Annotated in this window: 18 protein-coding genes and 3 pseudogenes; 6 read left to right on the forward strand and 15 right to left on the reverse strand. The window is 67.7% G+C overall.

The genetic code is table 11. The features are described 5' to 3' along the window. A pseudogene (locus tag MJ785_RS03750) lies at nucleotides 1–349 on the forward strand (hypothetical protein); the annotation flags it as partial. 76 nt (nucleotides 350–425) lie between these two features. Here the strand turns inward: MJ785_RS03750 and MJ785_RS03755 are convergent. Next, entirely contained in the window at nucleotides 426–1,310 is an 885-nt protein-coding gene (locus MJ785_RS03755) for a CAP domain-containing protein (protein ID WP_239308632.1), read from the reverse strand. A gap of 250 nt (nucleotides 1,311–1,560) precedes the next feature. Between MJ785_RS03755 and MJ785_RS03760 the strand changes: the two genes are divergently transcribed. Beyond that, nucleotides 1,561–2,289 (forward strand): class I SAM-dependent methyltransferase, encoded by a 729-nt coding sequence (locus MJ785_RS03760; RefSeq protein ID WP_239308650.1) that lies wholly within the window; start codon nucleotides 1,561–1,563, stop codon nucleotides 2,287–2,289. Nucleotides 2,290–2,414: 125 nt separating this feature from the next. Here the strand turns inward: MJ785_RS03760 and MJ785_RS03765 are convergent, their stop codons facing one another. Next, the gene (locus tag MJ785_RS03765) at nucleotides 2,415–5,870 is read right to left on the reverse strand and encodes a UvrD-helicase domain-containing protein (protein WP_239380044.1); all 3,456 of its coding nucleotides are present in this window, start codon (nucleotides 5,868–5,870) and stop codon (nucleotides 2,415–2,417) included. A 347-nt stretch (nucleotides 5,871–6,217) separates the two neighbouring features. Between MJ785_RS03765 and MJ785_RS22125 the strand changes: the two are divergent. After that, nucleotides 6,218–6,952: pseudogene (locus tag MJ785_RS22125) on the forward strand (D-alanyl-D-alanine carboxypeptidase family protein); the annotation flags it as partial. 287 nt (nucleotides 6,953–7,239) lie between these two features. Here the strand turns inward: MJ785_RS22125 and MJ785_RS03770 are convergent. The 3 genes from MJ785_RS03770 to MJ785_RS03780 all read right to left on the reverse strand — a co-directional run bounded on the left by MJ785_RS03770 (nucleotide 7,240) and on the right by MJ785_RS03780 (nucleotide 9,937). Beyond that, nucleotides 7,240–8,511: a YihY/virulence factor BrkB family protein gene (locus MJ785_RS03770; protein WP_239380045.1), complete on the reverse strand. Its 1,272-nt coding sequence runs from the start codon at nucleotides 8,509–8,511 to the stop codon at nucleotides 7,240–7,242. Nucleotides 8,512–8,707: 196 nt separating this feature from the next. Then, complete coding sequence (locus MJ785_RS03775; protein WP_239308629.1) at nucleotides 8,708–9,622, reverse strand: SDR family NAD(P)-dependent oxidoreductase; 915 nt, start codon at nucleotides 9,620–9,622, stop codon at nucleotides 8,708–8,710. A 27-nt stretch (nucleotides 9,623–9,649) separates the two neighbouring features. Beyond that, the gene (locus MJ785_RS03780) at nucleotides 9,650–9,937 is read right to left on the reverse strand and encodes a ferredoxin (protein ID WP_239308628.1); all 288 of its coding nucleotides are present in this window, start codon (nucleotides 9,935–9,937) and stop codon (nucleotides 9,650–9,652) included. A 388-nt stretch (nucleotides 9,938–10,325) separates the two neighbouring features. On the opposite strand from MJ785_RS03780, the pseudogene MJ785_RS21900 reads away from it, so the two are divergent. Further along, nucleotides 10,326–10,505, forward strand: a pseudogene (locus MJ785_RS21900) (helix-turn-helix domain-containing protein); the annotation flags it as partial. A 467-nt stretch (nucleotides 10,506–10,972) separates the two neighbouring features. Here MJ785_RS21900 and MJ785_RS03790 read toward each other — a convergent pair. Next, nucleotides 10,973–11,854 carry a serine hydrolase gene (locus MJ785_RS03790; protein WP_239380046.1) on the reverse strand — a complete coding sequence of 294 codons (882 nt, stop codon included), beginning with the start codon at nucleotides 11,852–11,854 and terminating at the stop codon, nucleotides 10,973–10,975. A gap of 91 nt (nucleotides 11,855–11,945) precedes the next feature. On the opposite strand from MJ785_RS03790, the gene MJ785_RS03795 reads away from it, so the two are divergent. Beyond that, the gene (locus MJ785_RS03795) at nucleotides 11,946–13,181 is read left to right on the forward strand and encodes an NAD(P)/FAD-dependent oxidoreductase (RefSeq protein WP_239308626.1); all 1,236 of its coding nucleotides are present in this window, start codon (nucleotides 11,946–11,948) and stop codon (nucleotides 13,179–13,181) included. A gap of 94 nt (nucleotides 13,182–13,275) precedes the next feature. On the opposite strand, the gene mdh is transcribed toward MJ785_RS03795, so the two are convergent. The 6 genes from mdh to MJ785_RS03825 form a co-directional block, all read right to left on the reverse strand. Then, complete coding sequence (mdh, locus tag MJ785_RS03800) at nucleotides 13,276–14,208, reverse strand: malate dehydrogenase (protein ID WP_239347964.1); 933 nt, start codon at nucleotides 14,206–14,208, stop codon at nucleotides 13,276–13,278. A 178-nt stretch (nucleotides 14,209–14,386) separates the two neighbouring features. Next, the gene (locus MJ785_RS03805; protein ID WP_239308624.1) at nucleotides 14,387–14,689 is read right to left on the reverse strand and encodes a DUF3017 domain-containing protein; all 303 of its coding nucleotides are present in this window, start codon (nucleotides 14,687–14,689) and stop codon (nucleotides 14,387–14,389) included. Nucleotides 14,690–15,262: 573 nt separating this feature from the next. After that, complete coding sequence (locus MJ785_RS03810; RefSeq protein WP_239380047.1) at nucleotides 15,263–15,451, reverse strand: hypothetical protein; 189 nt, start codon at nucleotides 15,449–15,451, stop codon at nucleotides 15,263–15,265. A 281-nt stretch (nucleotides 15,452–15,732) separates the two neighbouring features. Then, nucleotides 15,733–17,409, reverse strand: coding sequence for a bifunctional phosphoribosylaminoimidazolecarboxamide formyltransferase/IMP cyclohydrolase (gene purH / locus MJ785_RS03815; protein WP_239308622.1), 1,677 nt, complete (start codon nucleotides 17,407–17,409; stop codon nucleotides 15,733–15,735). Beyond that, complete coding sequence (purN, locus tag MJ785_RS03820; RefSeq protein WP_239308621.1) at nucleotides 17,406–17,981, reverse strand: phosphoribosylglycinamide formyltransferase; 576 nt, start codon at nucleotides 17,979–17,981, stop codon at nucleotides 17,406–17,408. The genes purH and purN overlap by 4 nt, the downstream gene beginning before the upstream one ends. A gap of 104 nt (nucleotides 17,982–18,085) precedes the next feature. Next, nucleotides 18,086–18,562, reverse strand: coding sequence for a helix-turn-helix domain-containing protein (locus MJ785_RS03825; RefSeq protein ID WP_239308620.1), 477 nt, complete (start codon nucleotides 18,560–18,562; stop codon nucleotides 18,086–18,088). A gap of 204 nt (nucleotides 18,563–18,766) precedes the next feature. Between MJ785_RS03825 and MJ785_RS03830 the strand changes: the two genes are divergently transcribed. Next, entirely contained in the window at nucleotides 18,767–19,222 is a 456-nt protein-coding gene (locus MJ785_RS03830) for a hypothetical protein (RefSeq protein ID WP_239308619.1), read from the forward strand. Between the two features lie 132 nt (nucleotides 19,223–19,354). Here MJ785_RS03830 and MJ785_RS03835 read toward each other — a convergent pair whose 3' ends face one another. The 3 genes from MJ785_RS03835 to sucC all read right to left on the reverse strand — a co-directional run bounded on the left by MJ785_RS03835 (nucleotide 19,355) and on the right by sucC (nucleotide 22,294). Continuing rightward, nucleotides 19,355–20,011, reverse strand: coding sequence for a hypothetical protein (locus tag MJ785_RS03835; protein WP_239308618.1), 657 nt, complete (start codon nucleotides 20,009–20,011; stop codon nucleotides 19,355–19,357). A gap of 216 nt (nucleotides 20,012–20,227) precedes the next feature. Then, nucleotides 20,228–21,103, reverse strand: coding sequence for a succinate--CoA ligase subunit alpha (gene sucD / locus MJ785_RS03840; RefSeq protein ID WP_239308617.1), 876 nt, complete (start codon nucleotides 21,101–21,103; stop codon nucleotides 20,228–20,230). A 24-nt stretch (nucleotides 21,104–21,127) separates the two neighbouring features. Beyond that, on the reverse strand, nucleotides 21,128–22,294 hold the full coding sequence (sucC, locus tag MJ785_RS03845) for an ADP-forming succinate--CoA ligase subunit beta (RefSeq protein WP_239308616.1): 1,167 nt from the start codon (nucleotides 22,292–22,294) through the stop codon (nucleotides 21,128–21,130). Between the last annotated feature and the right edge of the window lie 185 nt (nucleotides 22,295–22,479).

The raw sequence follows: 22,479 nt of genomic DNA on the forward strand, positions 1-22,479 counted from the left end.
CCTCGGCGGCCACAACCTCGCCGTGTCGACCTGCTCCCGGCACCGCGCCACCGCCTGGTCGTTCATCAGCTACATGACGACCAACCGCGACATCCAGTCGGCCATGTTCCGCGACGGCGGCTACCCGGCCGCTCTGCTCGCCGTCTACAGCGACCACGAGGACGAGTTCGGCCGAGCGGTCGTCAGCAGCCTGAAGGGCGCCGGCACCCGTCCGATCAGCCCGTACTACGCTGCCGTGAGCGGAACCATCCAGGATGCCGTCCACAGCGTGCTGACCCACGAGCGCACCCCCGCCGAGGCCGTCGCCTTCCTCCAGCAGCAGCTGCCCGATGCCCTCCATGGCGGATAGCCGGTCGCGCCCCTGCTTGCGAATGATGGATGCCGCGGACGGCCGGGCCGGGTAACGGATTCGAGGCGTGCGGGAGTCAGCGGTCGGCCGGGAGGCCGAAGAGCTGGGTCCAGTAGACACCGTAGCTGCCGCCGCGGGCACAGCCGACCCCGATCTGGGTGAAGTCCCCGGTAAGGATGTTCTTCCGGTGTCCGGGGCTGTTCATCCAGCCGGCCATCACCTCGGCCGGGCCCGGCTGTCCCGCGGCGACGTTCTCACCCAGCATGCGGTAGCGATAGCCGGCCGCGGCGGCGCGGTCGGACATCGTCCGCCCGTCCAGGCTGACGTGGTCCATATAGCTGTTGGCCGCCATGTCCTCGCTGTGCCGCTGCGCGGCCAGGGCCAGGCGGGGCTCGGACGCCAGCGGTCCAGCGCCGGTCCTGGCGCGCTCGGCGTTCACCAGCACGACCACCTCCGCCAGCGGGCCGGCCAGCGGCGCGGTGTCGTCGTCCACCTGGACGCCGAAATCACGGACAAGCCCGGCAAGACCGTCGGAGTAGCCCTGGCCAAGCGCACGGATCTTCCAGGCGCCGCCACGCCGGTAGATCTCGGCGAGGAGAAACACGGTCTCAGCGCGTGGCCGGGGCGGTGTGAAGCGCACCAGCGTGGAGCCTTCACCACCGCGGATATCCAGCACCGGCACTGGCAGCTGCCCGAGCGACAGCGCGCTGTCGGCGGGGCTCACGACCACCACCACCCGGCTCGCCCCTGGCCGCAACCGGCCCGGATCGATGGTCACGCTGTCACCGTTCACCGTGGCGCCAGGCGCGGACGGCTGGTTATAGAAGACGAAGTCCTGATCCGCCGCGACCTTCCCGTCGTCACCGGTGATGAGAAGCGAGAGGTCGAAGGGGCCGGGCACACGGACCGACAGGACGCCACCGGGTAACGGCCGGTTGGCACCGGCAACCAGCTCGATCATGACAGCTCCCGAACACGTTGCCGGCCTGTGTTGTGTGCTGCCGGTAGGCGGCATCGCCACGGCGCGGATAGGCTAGGTCACGGAAAGGACGTAAAGTCACATTTTGGCCCCGCTACCAGATGTTATTGTGCCCGGCATGGCCGAGCCGGCGTCCCCCTCACTGGGATCTTCTTCCTCCTCCAATACTCCCACCGCGCTCGACGGGGCAACGTCACAAACCTCGCGCCCAGAGCCGCCACCCACTCCACCGATGCCGGTGGCCAGCACCTCGATCAAACGATCGATCAAGCTGTTCCAGGCCTGCCGCCGCGAGCAGGTCGATCCCGCGGGCTTCTACTCGCTGCTCGCCGCGGACTCGGTGCACCAGCTCAGCCAGTTCACCTCGCTGGCGGGGTCGGTCGTGCTGGACGTCGGCGGCGGCCCCGGCTATTTCCGTGCCGCGTTCGGACGAGCCGGCGCCCAGTACTTCTGGGTTGAACCGGATATCTCGGAGATGAGCGCGGGAGGGATCGTGGAACCGGGACGGGTGCTTGGCAGCGCCCTGGACATGCCGTTCGCCACCGCCTCGGTGGACATCTGCTATTCCTCAAACGTCCTTGAACACGTCCCCGACCCGTGGCGGATGTGTGCCGAAATGGTGCGGGTGACCCGCCCCGGCGGCGTGATCTTCCTGAGTTTCACCAACTGGCTGTCACCGTGGGGCGGCCACGAAACCTCACCATGGCATTATCTGGGCGGCCACCGGGCGGCGCTGCGATACGAGCGCCGCAGCGGTGTCGCGCCCAAGAACCTCTACGGCACCAGCCTGTTCCCGGTGTCGGTCGCCGACGCCCTGGCCTGGGCACGCGGCCGAACCGACATCCAGATCCTCGAGGCCATGCCGAGGTACCTGCCTACCTGGACAAAACCAGTCCTGCGGGTTCGGGGCCTGCGGGAGGTCGTCACCTGGAACCTCGCGATGGTCTTCCGCAAACGTTGACAAAACGCTGTCATCGCATGCATCCCGACATACGATCCGGCCGCGTCGACGACATTGTTCCCGACGGTGTCGTCGACGCGGCCATCGTCACCAGGATTATCGAAAGCTCGATCTCACACACGCTCTCAGACCAGCCGTAACTGGTGGCCCTGGTTCGCCCGTTGCGGGCGGGTACCCGCCCGGCCCGAACGGCGCTGGAGCAGTGGCTCACCAAGAACGTCCAGAAATGGTGACGGCCGTGTCTCGACGACCGCCCCACCCCGGCCGCGGCGAGCCGCCTGGGTGAGCACGAGCCGCCCCTTGGCCCGGGTCATGCCGACGAACAACAGCCGGCGCTCCTCGGCGTCCTCGCCGCCCTCTCCAGCGCTGGGACCCGCCGCGTTGACAGCTACTGGCGAGGAGGCACCCGCCCAGCTCAACGGCAACAAACCAGCCTCGCAGCCAATAATGATCACAAGGCCGAACTCCAGGCCCTTGGATGCGTGCAACGTCAGCAACGAGATCCGATCCGCACGCGGATCAAGAGTGTCGACCTCCGCGCCGAGCGCGATCTCGGACCGGAACCGCTCCAGATCATCCCCGCACTCGGTGGCGAGAGAGGTCAGGATGTCAAGCGCGTAGCGGATCTCGATCTCGCCAGGAACCGGCTGGCCGGAGGCTGGCAGGCCGGTGGTGACGGCCGGCGCGGGAGAAGCGTCGATCATCTCTTGTGCGGCGGCACGCAGCCTCGCGAGGACGGACCGCCGCTCCGCGGAGCCGCCCTCGCGCTCGTCGATGAGCTCCAGCAGACGCCCGACGCCCGCGGCGTCGGCAAACCGGTTGTGGGAGCGCCGCTGGAAGGGAAAACCGTGGCGGTCCAGCGCGTCCATCACCGGCCGGGCCTGGCGAGCCGTGCGGTAGAGCACCGCGATGTCGGCGAAGGAGAACCTGTCCTCGCCGGTCCCGTCCACACCGAGGTCGAGCGCGTGAAAGGAGGTGCCGCCCAGCGCCTGTTCGATGGTGCTCACGACGACCGCGGCCTCCTCGGCCTCGTTCGAGGCTCGATGCAACAGCGGCCGCGGGCTTTCTGGGTGGGTGCCGACCGCCGCGAGCGTCCGGCCGGGAACGAGCGTCGCCGGTTCGATCAGGCGGACGGCGGCATCCACGATGGCCGGCGTGGAACGGTAGTTACGGGTGAGCGAAACCATCTGGGCGTCGGGAAAGTCCTCTCGAAAACGCAGGAAGAATCCCACATCGGCGCCGCGGAAGGAGTAGATGGCCTGGTCCGGGTCGCCGATCGCGCACAGGTTCGCGGCAGGCCGGTCAACCGCCGCACCAGCTGGTCCCGTACCGGCGGAACGACCTGTCAGCATCGTCAGTAGCACGTACTGCAGCTCGTCGACATCCTGGTACTCGTCGACCCAGACATGCCGCCAGCGCGCCTGGTAGGAGGCGGCCAGGTCCGGCCGCGCCCGCATGGCGACCACCGGCAGCCCGACCAGGTCGTCGAGGTCCACCAGGCCACGCGCGCGCAGTGCCTCGTCGTACCGCCGGGCCGGGCCCGCCAGCTCATGGCCCGCCAGCGCATCGCCCGCCAGCGCATGGCCGCTCGGCGGAGCACCGAGCGCGCACGCCCGGCGGAACCCGGCCAGCTCGCGCCGGACCCGTTCCAGGCTGCGCACGCCCGTGACCGTCCCGGCCAGCGCCTCCCGCAGGATGTGGGTGCACGTCGCGTCGTCGGCGATACGGACGTCCGCGCCGAGGCCGAACAGCTCGTGGCAGTCCTGGACGATCCGCAGGCCCAGGCCGTGGAAGGTGGTGGCGAGGATGCGGGGCGCCGCCTCGCCGGCGAGCGCGTCGAGCCGCTCCCGCAGCTCGGTCGCGGCCCGCCGGGTGAAGGTCACCGCCAGGCACTGTTCGGCGGGCACGCCCTGCTCCCGGACCCGGTGCGCAATCGAGTGGACCAGGGTCCGGGTCTTGCCGGTGCCGGGTCCAGCAATGATCAATAATGGTCCCCGGATGACCGCGGCCGCCGCGCGTTGTTCGGCATCGAGACCGGCCAGGATCGACGATCCGGCCGGGCCGGCGCTCGCCCCCACGCCGGTCGGGGCGGGGGCCGCCGGAGCCGCGGCTGTGGCCGCGCTCGTGGCCGCGGTCTTGGGCACAGTCCTGCCCGCGGCCGGTAGGACCGACGGCGCCAGCGCGCTCCGCTTCGCACGCCGGGCGTTACCTCGCGCGCTACGGGTAGCGCCGGCCGGGCCACCGGCGTCCTTCGTCGCCTCCGGCCTGCCGCCCTCCGCGGTGGGTGTGCTGGGTGCAAGGTCGAACAGCGTGCCCGCGCGGGAGGCCAGTTCCTTCGGGTCGAACAGCCGGATGACCCCGTACTCGCCGTCATAGCCGGCGTCGCGGATCACCTCCTCCCGGCGCAGCCGCCGGATCGCCTCGACCAGCACGGACGAACCGACCTCGGCGATGGCGTCCAGCGGGACCTCACCAAGGATTGCCAGTTCCGGGCCGAGGCGGGCGGTAAGCGTGGTGACCTGCGCGGCTACCGCCTTGCTCTTCGGGCCGACCCCAAGGATCTCCCCGACGACCTCGGGCAACGCGACCAACGAGCGCACCTCTCCCGCGGTCGCCGGGCGCACCCCATCGCCGCGGTCGGCCAGCGCGTCCACGCGGTGCAGCACCCCGACGGTCAGTGGGCGCCCACACTGCGGGCAGCGGCCGTCGACCTCCCGGGTCTGGCTCGGTTCGAAACGCACTCCGCAGTTGCGGTGACCGTCAAGGTGGTACTTGCCCTCTTCCGGGAAGAACTCGATGGTGCCGGCGAACCCCTCCCCGCCACGCAGCGCCGCGCGGATCGCGAAGTAGTCGACATCGCAGGTGAACGCGGTCGCCTCCCGGCCGAGCATGGGCGGCGAGTGCGCGTCGGAATTGCTGACCAGCCGGAACCGGTCGAGCCCGGACACCCGCCAGAACATCGGCGGGTCCGCCGACAGGCCCGTCTCCAACGCGAAGATGTTGTCCGCGAGGTCGAGATAGCAGTCCTCGATCGCGTCGAAGCCGGATTTCGACCCGAGAACGGCGAACCAGGGGGTCCACACATGCGCCGGCACGAGGTAACAGCCCTCCCCCGCACCGAGCGTGATCTCCAGGAGGTCACGGGAGTCCAGCCCCAGGATGGGACGCCCGTCCGCGGCCAAATTGCCGATCTTCGCAAGACTCGCGGTGATCCGGCCAGCGGCGTCGGTGTCCGGGGCGTAGAGGAGATGGTGGACCTTGCGGGTCCGCTCCCCCCGCTTGTAGATCGTGGAGATTTCCGTGGACAGCATGAACCGGGTCACCTGCTGGCAGGACGCGGGCAGCGTCCGCAGGACATCCGCCTCGAGGTCCGGACGCAGCCGGAACAGACCGGGCTCGGCCGGCACGAGCTTGGTGGCGATCTCCTGCGACCATGCGGGATGGGTGAAATCGCCCGTACCGACCACAGCGATCCCCTTGCGTGCCGCCCACCAGGCCAGATGCTCCAGGTCGCAGTCCCGGCTGCATGCCCTGGAGTACTTGGAATGGATATGCAGATCTGCAAGAAACCGTGAGTTCACAGAAATGTATGTTGTCGCATCGCCGCACCCGCACAGGCGGCTACCCCGCTGCACCGGCGGCGGGGCACGGATGGGACACCACCCGTCCGGTAGCTCCGGGACCGCCGGGCCAGCCCCAGGTCGCGCAGATGGGCACTTTCATGATCCTACAATCAAAAAAACGGACCATGCGGCCCGAGCGCGGGAGCAGGCCAGCCACGAACCCCGCCGGCACGACACGGCGAGCCATCCAGCCGCACCCAACAGTGACCGACAGTAATCTTCATCAGGTGCCTCTGACTCGCGAACGCCTGCGCACGGCACCTTCCGTCCTGCTGCTCGTTTCCCTGGTGACGGGGCTGACAGCCATGCTCCCGACCGCGGCGGGAGCCACCGCGGGAGCCACCGCGGCACCGAGGCCAACCAGCACGAACCTCCTCGGCGGTCCGGAGCTGGCGAGCGATGCCGTCGTGGTCGGTCCGCGGGCCTCGTCGCAGCCTCCTGGAACCACCGCCGCGAGCTGGCTGATCGCCGACGCCGATAGCGGCGCGGTCCTGGCGGCTCGAGACGCCCACGGTCCCCACCTGCCGGCGAGCACGCTCAAAATCCTCACGGCGCTCGCGATACTGCCGCGGCTGTCACCAGCCCAGGAAGTGAAGATCAGCAGCGCCGCCGCGTCGGTCGACGGAACTCGGGTGGGTCTCGTCCCAGGTATGACCTATACGGTCGCGGAGCTCGCCACGGAAATGATCATCGCTAGCGGCAACGACGCCGCTGTCGCGCTCGCCGAAGCCGCTGGCGGCGCCGCCACCACGATCGCCCTGATGAACCGCACCGCGGCCGAACTGAACGCGCGCGACACGCAGGCCGGAGATCCGAGTGGCCTGGACGCACCCGGACAGCGGACATCAGCATACGATCTTGCATTGCTGGGCCGGGCCGCGCTTGCCAGCCCCATAGTCAGCCGGTTCCTGACGATCCCGCGGGCGACCGTCCGCGGGCGGAGCGGCACATCGTTCCAGATCCAGAACCATAATGAGCTCCTCACCTCATATTCAGGAACCATCGGCGTCAAGAACGGCTACACCGCCGCGGCGGGAGCGACCTACATAGGCGCTGTCCGGCGGGGTGGCCACACCCTCATCCTCACGATGATGCGGGCAGCCCCCGCATATGCCGCGGAGGCCAAGGCGCTGCTCGACTGGGGATTCGCGAACGTCGATACAATCACCCCGATTGGGTATCTTGTCACGGAAAGCGATGAAATTCGCAATGTCGAAATGTTTCCAGCCGGGTCAATCGTGGACGGCTCGCGACCACTGATCGCTTCCAGCGCTGACCCGGGCATCCGAAGCCGCAACGCTGTTGGGGACCGGAATTACCCAGGAACTCAGCCATGGCGGCGGGACAGCCACGACCGCGGGATAGGGACGGTGACGTGGATCGCCATCGCAATCACCTGCGCGGTGGGGCTGCTCACCCTACGGCGGCGGCTTGCCCGCCATCGCCTTTTCTCGGGCATCGGCACGTTCCCCGTGGGCACACCGCCCGGCATCGCGATCCGGCCGCCCCTGCCCTCCTCCGGCCCGGAAAACATCTCCGGATCCCGTGTCCGGCTGCTGCCTCCTCGACGAGGCGGGGACGAAAGCGGAAGCCCAGCAGCCGCTCGAGGCGTCGAGCCCGATGGCGGCCCAGCGCCATCCACCTCTCCGCCGGGAACGTTCCCGGCAGGAGCATCCGTACCGGGAACGGCTACGCCGCCGGGGACATCCCTGCCGGCGGTATCCGTGCCGGCGGTATCCGTGCCGGCGGCAACCGCGGTACCCGACGGCGCGACATCGGAGGAATAAGGCGCGGTGACCGTCCACGCCGCGACCAGCAGCGTCCAGCGCATCATGATATTGATCCAAATCAACAAACCGACAATCACCGCGAACGTCCCGTAGACGGGGTTTCTGGTCGTCATGCCCACCAGCCAGGTCGCGAGGACCTTGAGGCCCTCCACCCCGATCGCGCCACACAGCGCCCCCCGCAACGCGCGGTCACGATCGGTGCTCAACGGCAACCAGAGAAACAGACAGAGGAAAAGCGCCACGTCCAGAGCCAGCGCGACGGCAACGGCGAGCAGCGAGGTCACCACCGCGGCCATGGTGCTGCCAGACAGCCCGATCCAGCTCAGGAACGTCCCTGACACCGATGTGGCAACGCTGGTCACCGCGATCGACACGAACCCGATAAGACCGAGCCCGGCCAGGACGCCGATATCTTTCAATCTGCGCGTCACCACATTGCCGACGTCTACCGGCTGGTGCCACATGATCCTGATCGCGTCCCGCAACGCGTCGATCCATGCCAGCCCGGCCAGCAGGAGACCGAGCAGACCGAGCAGACCGACGCCGACCTTCGCGTTGCCGATGCTGGCGATGTCCAGCTTGTCCGCAAGCCCCGGCAGATAGTTGTTGATCTGTTTGGTCATCTCCCGCTGGACGTCCGGATAGGCATCAACCACGAAGCCCGCGATCGAGAAGGCCAGGGCGACCAACGGAAAGAACGACAGGAACGCGAAGTACGTCGCGGCGGCCGACAGGCGGTCGCCACCGTCAGCGGTATACCGGCCGTAGGCGCGGACAGCGTGGTCGACGCAGGGCCGATGCCGGCGCACGGCTCCCGCCGCGCTGGACGCTTTTCGGGCACCGAAACGGACCGCTCTGATCGGATTGGCCACTGCTGCTCAGTACCCGCTCACGCCGCGGCTGTCACGCCGGGGCCTGCCCGGAGTTGACCCGCGGCCTCCTCTCAGCAGGCCTCAGCAGGCCCAATCGGTCCTGGCCAAGGCCTAAACCAGGGCCCAACCAGGCCTAAGCGGGCTGGTCGGACGCAGTGCCAGCCGGCGAACCGGGATGCTGCCCCGCGGCGCCGGCGTAGGCGGCCTGCTGGGCCAGTTCCCATCCCTCGGGGAACTGGATCGCGACCCGTCCCAGCGTGCCGCCATCCGTGCTCGGGAAGCAGACCCCGGACATGTAAGCGGACTCGTCGCTGGCCAGATAGAGCGCGGCGTAGGCGTTGTCGAGCAGGTTCGGTGGACGGCGCAGCTTCAGCGGCATCGGGGCGTGGTCCGGGTTCCAGGGTCCCATGACTTCCTCATAGGACTTGCCGAGCACCTCGGCGTCCGGAGGCAGACCGAAGTTGACGGACATGCCGTGGGTCGGGCAGATGGCGTTGACCCGGATGCCGTAGGCGCCTAGATCGAACGCGGCGCCCCGGACGAGCGCGTTCACCCCGCCCTTACTCGCGGTGTAGATCGTGAACCGCGGGTAGGCAGCCAGCGAGGACGCCGATGACGTGACCACGATCGTCCCACCGCCGCCCTGCGCCTTCATCGCCCTCGCGGCGTGCTTGATAGCGAAAAAGACACCCTTGAGGTTCGTGTCATGGACATGTGTCCAGCTCTCCTCGGTGGTGTCCTCCAGCGCGACCGTTCCCTGGCCAGGCACCGTGACCCCGGCGTTGGCGAACATGACGTCCAGCCGGCCGAACTGCTCCACCGCGGCGGCCACCGCCGCGGCGACCTCGGTTTCCACCGTGACGTCGGTTCTGATGGCCAGCGCCTGGCCGCCCCGCTCACCGATCAGGTTCGCGACGTCCTTCGCCCGCCGTTCGATGATGTCGGTGACGACAACCGTGGCACCTTCACGGGAGAACAACAGCGCGCTCTCCCGGCCCAGACCCGACCCGGCGCCGGTGATGACGACAACTTTGTCTTCAAGTCGCACCTGAACTCCTCGGAAAAACGAAAGAGATTATTCGGATAATGAGATCGCGCGTTCAGGACAGGCCGCCGCCCCATCCCGCGCCTGCCGCTCAAGGCCCACGGACACCACCGCGTTCGCGATAGTGCAGTAGCCGGAATCGTCGAGCTGGTAGACATCCGGCCCGTCGGCGTTGCAGCGGCCGTGCCCGACACACAGCGAAGGATCAACCTGGACCCGCATACGGTCCTCCTCGGTGCAGGTGAGGCGTGCGGAGACGAGACAGCGGTGCCCGGCCGAACGCGCCGCCATCCGCCGGGAGCCCGGATCGCGCGTCATCGGCCTGCCACCGGCGCCGCGCCGGGCAGGGACGCGCGGTGCTCCCGGGGCCGCGGACAGCGATCAGATTCGGCAACGGCACCACCGGATCGGCGATCACACACCGCTCCCGGGCAACTGCCATACCCCGTGCCTCTTCTCATCCGGATGGCATATCCCGCCATCGAACTGTCGCACACCTCACAGTGGACAAATGATCATCAACTGTCAAGATATCGATGCTATCCAGAAGTGCCGGAAACGCCGCGGCCCAGGACGCCCAAAATGATCATCAACGCGGTCGGTCCGAGACGTTTTCCCGGCCGCCGGAGAGCGTGCCGCCGGCTTGTTGATCGACCTGACGGACGGCCAGCCCGGCACGCGGGCACTGGTCGGTCATCATGGTTGAGTGACCCCGGATCCCCGCTCCCGACGCAGCTCGGCGACTGTCCGCTCGCTGGTCCTGGGCGCGGCTCGGGAACTGTTCGATATGTACGGCTACGAACAGGTGAGCACCCGGGAGATTGCCGCCCGCGCTGGCGTGACCCAGGCGCTGGTGTTCCGGCACTTTGACACGAAGGCCAACCTGTTCGCCGAGGCCGTCTACCGGCCCTTCTATGACTTTGTCGCCGAGTATGTACGGCAATGGATCGAACGCGGGCATGGCACAAGGAGCGCCGAACAGACCACGCTGGACTTCGTCGGCGGACTTTACGGGTTACTTGTCAACAACCACAAACTGCTGCTGGCGCTCCCCGGGGGGCCGAACGGAGGCTCGCCCGAACTGCGCAACCGCGCCAGCGCGTTTCTCCAAGAGGTCTTCGACGAGCTGGAACGGGAGATCGAGACCGAGGTGACCATGCTCGGCGCCCCTGTGATCGACGTGGCGTTGGCCGTCCGGTTCACCGTAGCACTCGTCTATGGCACCACTGTGTTGGACGACGTGCTGTTTCCCGCCGGCCAGCGGCACCCGGGCAGCCAGCGCCTCGTCGAGGAGCTGGCCGGATTCGTGATCCGCGGTGCCGGCGGCGTGAGCCCACCGCACGATCATGCCGGTTACAGCGGCCTGGCCACCGGCTCCTCGGCACCAGCACCAGCACCAGCACCAGCACCAGCACCGAGCGCCGCCACCACATCGTCGGACAACGTGGGCCAGGCATCCACCGCCCAGGAGCCGAACTCACGGTCGGTCAGACAAGCACAGGCGGCATTCAACGCCGGATCAACCCAGAGAAAAGTTCCGCTCCGACCGAAATGACCGAAGGTCCCGGGCGAATTTGCGCCCCCCGTCCAGTGGGGCTGTTTTCCGCCGCGGATCTCGAAACCGAGCCCCCAGTCGTTCGGGTCGCGCACACCGAAGCCGGGCAGTACCCCGGCGAGCCCCGGAAACGCCACCGAGGTCGCGGCCGCGAATGTCGGCGGCGCAAGCAGGCGTGGAGCCAGCAGCTCACCGGCAAAAACAACAAGATCGGATAGCGTGGACGACACCCCGTAGGCCGGCGAGCCCCGCAGCTCGGACGCTGTCATGCCCAACGGCCCGAACACGGCTTCGGCGAGGTACTCACCGAACGCGATTCCGGACGCCTTTTCCAGCGTTTCACCGAGAACCTCGATGCCCGTGTTCGAATACACCCGCCGTGTCCCAGGGCGGGTCACCGTCCGGGTGCCGGAGAAGCCCAGGCCCGAGGCATGGGCGAGGAGATGGGCGACGGTCGAGCCCGGGGGGCCGGCCGGATCGCCCAGGCCGAGGGCTCCCTCCTCCACCCCGATCAGGACGGCATAGGCGGCGAGCAGCTTCGATACCGATGCCAACCGGAAGGATCTGTCCATGGCGCCGACCGATCCACGTACCGTGACGCGGCCGGAGGCGTCGCGTACCAGGACGGCAACGGCCGCGTTCTCGACCGGCCAGGAATCCACCTGCGCGAGGGCATCCACGTGCCGAACTGTACGAACCCGGGCTGTCTGGTGCGCGCCCGGCTCGCTGAGACACTGGGCGGATGTGGCAACACCGACACCTCCCGATGCCATGACCACGCACGCACGCGGCGTCCCCGCGGTGGCCGATCCAGGTATTCCGGCCGGGCGCTCCGCCATTGTGGACCTGCTCGTCCTCGGCGCTGGACCAGCGGGCTGCGCCGCGGCGCTACGCGCGCTGCAACTCCGTCCGGATGCCCGTGTGGTGCTGTTGGATGCCGCGGCCTTCCCCCGGGACAAGGCCTGCGGTGACGGCATCGCCCCACACGGCCTGGACGTCCTGCGTGCCCTCGGCGTGCCCGATGCCGTCGCGGGGTACTCGCCAGTGGATCGCATGCGGTTGCGGACGCCTGGGGGCGCGGAAGTGGCCACCCCGTCCCAACGAGCGAACTACGTGGTTCCCCGCAAGATCTTTGACGCACGGCTCGTCGCCGCCGCCCGTGCTCGGGGTGCGGTGCTCCTGCGCCAGCGCGCGCGGTCCGTCGTGACCGGTGGCACCGCGGACGAGCCAGTGGTGATCGTCAACGGTGGCCTGAGAGCACGGGTGGTGATCGGTGCGGATGGCGCGAATTCGATCACCAGGCGGTCACTCGGCATCGGGCCAAACCCACCGGAGGCACTTGCCATCGCGGTCCGAGGGTACGCCGACGCGCCGCATACCCCCGGACCGCCGGAACAGCTCATCGAGATGACCGACGAGGGCTGGCCGGCATATGCCTGGTCGTTCCCGATCGGCGACGGCCGCGCCAACATCGGCTATGGGATGTTGCGATCCAAACTCGCCGCGCTGCCCGGCGACACGGGCGGCCGCACCGTTCTGCACGGCACCCTCGCCCGGATGCTGCCCGAGCAGCCAGCGCATCCGGGAACGCTGCGCGCCCACCATCTGCCCATGTCGACCTGGCGGCCCCGCCAGCCCGATGGCCCGGTGCTGCTCGCCGGTGACGCCGCATCACTGATCAATCCGCTGACCGGGGAAGGGATCTACTACGCGCTGCTGTCCGGCTCCCTGGCTGGTGCGGCCGCCACGACCGCCACCCCAGCCCAGGCCGGCGCGGTCTACCGCCGGGCGCTCGACCGGGAGCTCGGCCGGCATCTACGCCACACCGCCCTGCTGGCCGGGCTCGCCGGCCGCCGTCGAACCCTCATGGACTCAGCCGTGCGAGCCGCCGGCCACCGCACCGAACTGTACGACAACCTGATCGAGATCGGCCTTGGACGGGGGACGATCCCGACCGCCTCCGTCGCACGTCTCGCCCTGCGCAGGATCATCTCAACACGGCCGTGACGCACCGCGGAGAATCCATCCAGCAGCGCGATCGCTGCCCCTTTCGCGCCGCTGGAGGCCAAAAATATCAAAACCGAAATATCAGAACCGGATGCTACAGACTGGCCACATCCGCCTGCTTGACCCGCACAGCCTCGGCCGCGGTGACGAGCGCGGCTTTCTCCGCTGCCGAGAGGTCAATTTCCACGACCTTCTTCACACCCCCGCGGCCTATCTGGGCAGGCACGCCGAGATAAACACCGGAAATACCGAACTCACCGTTCACCCAGGCGCACACCGGCATGACCGCGCCGGAGTCCTCTGCCACAGCCTTCACCATCCGAGCGGCGGCGGCGGACGGCGCGTAGTAGGCCGACCCGGTCTTGAGGAGGGCGACCACCTCGGCACCACCGTTACGGGTCCGCGTGACCAGATCATCGATCTTGTCGGCGGGCAGCAATTCCGCGAGCGGCCTGCCGTCCACCGTGCACTGGGACGGAACCGGCACCATGGTGTCGCCGTGCGAGCCCAGGGTAAGGGTCTGTACCGACCTCACCGGCACTCCCAGTTCCACCGCGACGAAGTTGCTGAAACGAGCGGTGTCGAGCATGCCGGCCTGACCGATGACCCGGTTACGGGGAAACCCAAGGACATTCGCGGCGAGCGCGGTCATCTCGTCCAGCGGGTTGGAAACCACTACGACGACCGCGTCGGGTGAAGATTTCGCGATGTTCTCCGAAACCTGCCGGACAATCTTCGCGTTGACCTCAATGAGGTCCATCCGGCTCATGCCGGGCTTGCGGGGCAGGCCGGCGGTGACGACCACGACGGCCGAACCCTCGGTATCGCCATAGTCGTTTGTTCCGATCACCGTGGTCTCGAAATTCTCGACTGGGCGCGACTGATTCAGATCGAGAGCGATGCCCTGGGGCTTGCCCTCGATAATGTCGGTCAGGACAACCGTGTCGAAAATATCGTACTCGGCGAGGCGCTGCGCGGTCGTGGAACCATAGAAACCGGCTCCGACCACAGTCACTTTCCCAGCCATCGGCTGTCAGCTCCCCAGCTTCTCGATGATAGCGTCGGCGCGCTCCGCCGTCCCCACCGCGGTGGAGCCGCACGGGTCGGCTTCAGGTCGTAAGCGACACTACGCCCTTCCGCAATGACCAGCCCGCCCGCAATGGCCGGCGCGACGGCCTGATCCAGCTTCCCCGCCGCTCAGCCGCTCAGCTCCCGGGTGGCACCGTGAGCGTCACAACAATGATCATCAATCCGAACACGCCAAGTGTGGTGACATCGAACGCCCTGCTCCGCGCCGCAAGTAGCCCCACCCGCCGAGTCGGCAGCACCATCCGCAGAAACGCACCGGCAAGCAGCACCGCTCCGAGGCCGACCAGGCCCTGCCGCCAGTGACCAGCCACGACGAACAGCAGGGCGAGACCGACAGCGCCGAACATGGCGGCGAAGACCGGCTCCCGCCGCAGCCATGACCGCCATCGCGACACGGACTGGCGGTGCCGCAGACTCATGACAGCGTGGCCAGCACACGCCCGATCAGCCGTCCGATGCTCGCTCGCCTCCCACCCGTACGCGGGAGCCGACCCGCTCACCCCCGACCATAGACGCAGGTGGGAAGCGGCGCGAAAAATCGCGATCACACGCTGATCGATTTCCCAGCCCACGGCGAGAAGTCACTGTCCGGCTACCGGCCCGCGTGCGACGCATCGAGAAGAATGTGCCTGGCGGGCGCGGAAGTGGCCTACGCACAGCGTAGAAACCCCACCAGGCATCCTCAACCTCACGATCGCCGCACCGGATTCACAATCGTACGGACCCCCCGGGCGCGGACACCGTGTGCAACTAGGGCAGACTTCCGCCGCAAGTCCCCGGAGTGGGAGGGAGCGGGCCGTGGCAGACGAAACGCCACACAGCAAGAAACTGCAGGAGCTGATGTTCCGGGCTTGGGAGACCTTCGGAGATGCCCGACATCTCGACAGCGACGACCGGGTGTTCGTCCAGGCTCTCGCACGGCAGACGGCAGACAGGATCTCGGTCCTGTATGGCGCCAGCTGGCGGGATGCACTGGACTGGGTTGCGCAGCGTTACGTACCCAACGACGACGCACCCGGTGGTTCCATCCTGGCGTCATCGAACGGCAGCATGTCATCGAATGGCACCACGTCGTCGAACGGCACCACGTCGTCGAACGGCACCACGTCGTCGAACGGCACCACGGCGTCGAACGGCACCACGGCGAGCGCGCGACGAAGCGTGGCAGCGGCGGAGTCCACCTCCATCTTGTGAAACGTTGGTGTCGTCCGGCCAGTCACAGCTGACCCGGACGGCGCCAACGAACAGGCACACAGCAGCTCCATCACCACGGTGTGGCCGGGCTTCACGGGCTTCGGACGCCGACATTAGAGCGACCGGCAACAGGGGGACGCGGCGTCGCGGAGCTGGGGCACACGCCCCAGCCCGCTCCTTGATCCGCACCTCTGTTGCCAGGTGCTCCAGATGAACAACGATCATCCGAATAACGCCTGAATAACGCCTGAATAACGCCCGGATGACGTCAGTGCGCGAAGTGGCGGACGCCGGTGAAGTAGAGCGTTATCCCCGCTTCCCGCGCGGCGGCTATTACCTGCTCGTCACGCACGGATCCACCCGGTTCGACAACCGCGCGGACACCGGCGTTGATGAGCACCTGCAAACCGTCCGGGAAGGGGAAATAGGCGTCACTCGCGGCCACAGCTCCCTTCACCCTGTCACCGCCACGGCTCACCGCGAGCATCGCGGCATCGACCCGGTTCACCTGCCCCATACCCACGCCGATCGTTGCGCCGCCCAGGGCGATCAGAATCGCGTTCGACTTGACGGAACGGGCTGCCTTCCAGGCAAAAACAAGATCATTTAGTGTTGCCTCATCGGCAGGCGCGCCAGCCTTCAGCGTCCACCCCGACGACCCGTCGCCAGCCGTGTCCAGCACGTCACGGGACTGCAGCAACAGCCCACCGGAGATCTGCCGCATTTCGACCCCGTGCGGATCCATCGGCAGCGGGCACTCCAGCAGCCGGATCGAGGGCTTGCGGGAAAGGATCTCCTCGGCGCCTTCGGCATAGCCAGGCGCCACAACGACTTCGGTGAATATCTCCGCGATCTGTTCGGCCAGGGCGACGCTGACGGGCCGGTTCGTCGCGATAACCCCGCCGAAAGCGGACACCGGATCACATGCGTGCGCCTTGCGATGAGCATCGGCAACGTCGCTGCCGATGGCCAGGCCGCATGGGTTCGCGTGCTTGACGATGGCCACGCATGGCTCGTGGAAATCACCCGCGGCGCGCCGGGCCGCCTCCGCGTCGGTGTAGTTGTTGAACGACATCGGCTTGCCGTGCAGTTGCCGGGCACCCGCGAGCCCGGGCCCGCCGTCATCCGCCACATACAGCGCGGCCCGCTGGTGGGGGTTCTCGCCGTAGCGCAGGACCTCCGCCCGCCGCCAGAGCGCCGCTACCGTGTCCGGCCAGCCCGACTCCCGGGCGATCTCATCGGGCGCCAGAACGCCGGCGAACCACGACGCGACCGCGACGTCGTACGCGGCGGTGTGCGCGAAGGCGCGGGCGGCAAGCCGGCGCCGCGCCGCGAGCTCGAAACCACCAGCCCGGATCGCGGCGATCAGCTCCGGATAGTCCGCCGGGGAGACGACCACGGCCACGGAGTGATGGTTCTTCGCCGCGGCGCGAATCATCGCCGGCCCGCCGATATCGATCTGTTCGATCGCCTCGTCCTCGGACGCGCCGCCCGCGACCGTTTCCCGGAACGGATAGAGGTTCGACACAACGAGGTCGAACGGCTCAATGTCGAGTTCCGCGAGCGTCTTGGCGTGCTCGACGTCGCGCAGATCAGCGAGGAGGCCGGCATGCACGCGTGGATGCAGTGTCTTGACCCGTCCGCCGAGAACCTCGGGGAAACCGGTGAGGGTGCTTACGGGCGTCACAGCCAGGCCATGGCGAGCGAGCACCTGTGCGGTGGATCCGGTGGAGACGACCTCCACCCCGGCATCGATGAACGCGTCCGCGAGGTCCGGCAGGCCGGCCTTGTCGTAGACGCTGACCAGAACACGGTGGATGGGACGCCGGCCGGTGGTGACCAGCGCCCCGCCGGCTGATGGTGCCGGGCCGGTGTGCGGGAAGGCCCGTGCCCCAGCCGTCGAGTCACCGGCGGTGGAGGCCTGCTGATCCTGTGTGGACGTCATGTCCCCTCCTCCGACCGGATGATCCGGCCGATTGTCGCCACGTACAGGACACGTTCCACCGCCTGGATACGGGTACGCAGAGTTTCCTCAGTGTCGGACTCCTCCACCGCTACGACCGCCTGCGCAAGGATCTGCCCGGTGTCGACGCCCTCATCCACCCAGTGGACCGTCACTCCGCTGACCTTGACGCCGTACGCAAGCGCGTCGGCGACGGCGTGCGCTCCCGGGAACGCGGGCAACAGAGACGGATGCGTGTTGATCGTCCGAAATCGGGCGATCACCTGTTTGTCCAGAATTTTCATGTAACCAGCGAGCACCAACAGATCCGGAGCGTATAGGGAGATCCTCGCCGCGGTGGCCGCGTTGAAAGCCGCTCTGTCCAGCGCGTCCTCCAGGCGGACGACGAACGACGGGACGCCGGCCGCCGCCGCCCGGTCCTGTGCTCCGGTGCCGTAGCGGTCCGCGCCCACGGCAACAACTTCCGCGCCGAAATCTGGATCTCTGCACGCGTCCAGTACAGCCTGCAAGGTGGTACCCACCCCGGAGGCGAGAACAACCAGTCGTGCGGGCACGGAACTCTCCGGTACGACAGGTCGGCGGTGGCTCGCCGGTGGACGTATGACCGTTCCGACTGTACTGAGGTCTACCGGCCCGCGCGCATCAACCAGCCGCCCGGTCACAGGACGGCTTCGGTCGCCCCCCTCATCGTCGGTATCTCCGGCTCCGGACACGGATCCTCCCGTTCAACGCGGTAGCCCGCGGAACCGGGCTCGCGAGCCGGCTCGCCCACAGCATCGTCACAACCAGTGTCGAGACGGCCGAAATCCTCCCCGTCAAGAAGGTCGCCGGGCCGGCAGAGATACAGCTCGGCGAGCCGCACGAGCGTCTGGGTCGACGGCGCCCGCCCACCTCGACCGGGCCAGACCTCCCAGTAGGAGAAGGATTTTCCCGTCTTCGGGAGACCTTCCCCGGACCACCGTGCGTTCCATCGGCAGGCTGCCTCCTCCTGCGTCCAGCCGTGCGCGAGCCGGAAGGCGACCCGCGCGTTCAGGCGATAGCGATGCTGCCACTCCAGGGCGATGCGCCGATAGGACCAGCCGAGTGCCCGCAGGCGCCCCGACTCAGCCCGCAGCCCAGCGACGCTGACAGCCATGGCGACCTCCCCATAGACGAACAGATGTTCGTACATTAGCGAGCAGGTCGGACATTTCCTGACGCTATGAGCCCTGGCCGGCTCGCGCCGCGAAAACTCCCCCGCTGGCGGGGTGCCGCACCGGTGGGGGGACGGATGAGCACGCATACCCGCGGGCGCCGTGACCCGTTATGATGCCCGTTGCCGCAGCTGGGAGGGCCTGCCATGGTAGTGCCGAAGGAACCACGGCCGGGCGCCGCCCCCAGCGACGACTCGCGGCCTACCGAGTATCGGCATACGCATGTTGATCATCCGGGCGGATCCCGGAACAACTTTGGCGGTCTGGCCCTGGCACTGGGCCTGCTCGGTGTCGCGACCTGTTGGATCGGCATCGGCGGCCTGGCCGGAATCGCCGCTGTGGTCGTTGGCATGTTCGGTCGTTCCCGCGCGCGGCGGATGGGCGGTGCGGGCGGCGGTGTCGCAACAGCTGGACTGGCGCTGGGCGTGCTCTCCACTCTCATCGCGCTGCTTCTTGTCGGCGGCACCTGGACCTTCTACGAGCGGCATGGCGATGACCTGCGCCGGTATCAGGACTGTCGGAGGGACACGAGCCAGGACCCCGCGGTCTGCCAACAACGCTTCGACGAAGTGCTCAAAAACCCACCCGCCTCAAGCCGGTGAGGTGCGTGCGCACGCTGCACGCCCATGAACAGCGGCACGCCCTGAACAGCCGCCGCACGGGCGGCCAGCCCCACTCGACCACCGGAACCGACCACCGGCGCCCCGCCCGGAAGGCTACCGCGAGCGGCCTGTCTACTGGTCTCGCTGACCGTAGGGCGGCTGGCCGTAGGGTGGCTGCTGGCCGTAAGGCGGCTGGCCGTAGGAGGGTGGCTGGCCGTAAGGCGGGTGGCCATGCGGACCAGGTTGTCCGTAGCCGCTCTGCGGAGGCTGCCCGTAGGTGCCTGGTTCGCCATACCCGCCCGGCAAGGGGCGGCCCGAGGAGTCGTATCGGGTACCTGGCGCGGGCGGGAACCGCGCCCGGCCACGGCCGCCCTGCCCGGGCAGCGTGTACCCGCTCGCCAACACGCTGAGAACCGCGAAGGCCGTGATCGCGGCGGACGCGATGAGCCCCAGCCACAGCCCAGCGGCACGGTGGCTGTTCCCAAACCCCAACAGCACTTTAAGAAAGATCATAATTGTGCCGAGCGCCGCCGTCCCGGCAATGACCAGAATCCAGTCCGCACCCACTGCCGGCAGCTGGACACGGGCGAAGGCACGCAGCGCCACCAGCCCGGTCGCGAGCAGCCCCAGCTCCACGCCGCTATAGGCGAAAAAGCCCACTCCCCACGCGTTCTCCGCGAGCCTGCCGAACGAAAACCAGTTGAATAACGAGACGATGAGCAAGACGGCACCGGCGACGAGAACGCCGAGATCATTATTGGATACGTCACGACCGGCGAGACGTGGCACGGAATGACCTCACTTCATACGATCAACGGTGGCCTGACGGAGCCACCCCTGCCACGGTAGCCGCTGTGTCCCGAGACGTCATGATCCCATCCGTGATTCAGGTCCGATACTGAGAATTTCCCCCGATGGACCTGACACGACGTGGAGCACCGTAACCGGGTGTGAACCGCCACCGAAACAGCGAGGACACACCCGGTTACGAGATGCTTCAAGATTTCAGAACGAACGCATGACGTCAGCCATGAGACGGGCGGTCTCCGAAGGAGTCTTGCCCACCCGTACACCCGCCTTCTCAAGAGCTTCTTTCTTGGCCTGCGCCGTGCCTGACGATCCGGAGACGATCGCCCCCGCATGGCCCATCGTCTTGCCCTCCGGCGCGGTGAAGCCCGCGACGTAGCCGATGACCGGCTTGGTGATGTGCGCCTCGATGTACGCGGCGGCACGCTCCTCGGCGTCACCGCCGATCTCACCGATCATCACAATCGCGTCGGTGCCGTCATCGGCCTGGAACGCGTTGAGAGCGTCGATGTGAGTCGTGCCGATGACGGGGTCACCCCCGATACCGACCGCGGTGGAGAAGCCGAAGTCCCGCAGCTCGTACATCATCTGGTAGGTCAACGTACCGCTCTTGCTGACCAGACCGATACGGCCGGGCGGGGTGATGTCCGCCGGAATGATGCCGGCATTCGACCTGCCGGGGCTGATGATGCCCGGGCAGTTCGGGCCAATGATCCGCGTCGTGTTGCCCTTGGCCTGCGCGTACGCCCAGAAGTCAGTGGTGTCATGCACCGGGACGCCTTCGGTGATGACCACGACGAGCGGCATGCCCGCGTCGATGGCCTCGATCACGGCGGCCTTCGTCCCCGCTGGTGGGACGTAGACCACGGAGACGTTCGCGCCGGTCTTCTCAATCGTCTCGGCCACGGTCGCGAAGACCGGGACACCCTCGACCTCGCTGCCCGCCTTCTTGGGGTTGGTACCGCCGACGATCGATGACCCCGCGCGCAGCATCCGGGCGGTGTGCTTGCGTCCCTCGGAACCGGTGATGCCCTGAACCAGGATCTTGGACGTCTCGTCCAGCCAGATTGCCATTGTCGGAAGCCTCTTCCCGTCCGCTCAGGCCGCGGCCGCGGCGAGCTGGGCGGCGAGCTTCGCCGCACCGTCCATGGTGTCCACCGACCTGACCGCATCGAGGTTCGCCTCGGTGAGGATGCGCCGGCCCTCGTCCGCGTTGTTGCCGTCCAGCCTCACGACCAGCGGCGTGGCGACGTCGCCGACGATCTTGAGGGCCTGCACGATACCGTTCGCGACCGCGTCGCAGGCGGTGATACCACCAAAGATGTTCACAAAAACACTCTTGACCGCGGGGTCGGAAAGAATGATCGACAGGCCGTCCGCCATCACCTGCGCGGATGCGCCACCGCCGATGTCGAGGAAGTTCGCCGGCCGCTGGCCGCCGAACTCCTCACCAGCGTAGGTGACGACGTCCAGCGTGGACATGACCAGGCCGGCACCGTTACCGATGATCCCGACCTGTCCGGACAGCTTGACGTAGTTGAGGTCCTTCTCCTTGGCCCGCCGCTCAAGGGGGTCCACCGCCGCGACATCGACGAAGCCCGCGTGGTCCGGGTGGCGGAAGGAGGCGTTCTCATCCAGGCTGACCTTGCCGTCCAGGGCCACCACACGGCCATCGGCGGTCAGGATCAGCGGATTGACCTCCACCAACGTGGCGTCGGACTTGACGAAGACATCCCATAGCTTCACCAGGAGTTCGGTGGCGCCGTCGAGAGCGGCCGCGGGCAGCTTCGCGGCAACCGCGATCTGGCGGGCAACGGTCGCGTCAACCCCGGTCAGCGGATCTATCGGGATGCGGGCGAGGGCTTCGGGCTTGGTCGCCGCGACCTCCTCGATCTCCATCCCACCTTCGCGGGAGCACATGGCAAGGAATGTCCGGTTTGCCCGATCGAGCAAGAAGGAGGCGTAGTACTCCTCGGCGATGTCACTCGCCTGTTCCACCAGTACCGAGTGGACGGTATGGCCCTTGATATCCATCCCCAGGATGGCGGTGGCTTTGGCGGTGGCGTCAGCCGGACCGTCGGCGACCTTTACTCCGCCGGCCTTGCCCCGGCCGCCGGTCTTGACCTGCGCTTTGACGACAACGCGGCCGCCGAGATCGGTGGCGATGGCGTGCGCCTCGCCGGGGGTCGTGGCGACCTTGCCGGAAGGCACGGGAACGCCGTGATCGGCGAACAGCTTCTTCGCCTGATATTCGAAAAGATCCACAGTCCGTCCAGTCGGATACGAGATCGGTGGTCAGGATCGAACGTTTGAAAGTTCACGAAGATGAGAAGCATCCCGAGCCTACTGAGTTGCCCGTCGCGGTAGCCGCGCTGGCTGTCGCGACAGACGGTCACGCATGTCCGGGACAGCACCATCATCACCCGTACCCGCCACCGGGCGCCCTACTT

The organism is Protofrankia sp. CiT1 (assembly GCF_917627335.1).
GTDB lineage: Bacteria > Actinomycetota > Actinomycetes > Frankiales > Frankiaceae > Protofrankia.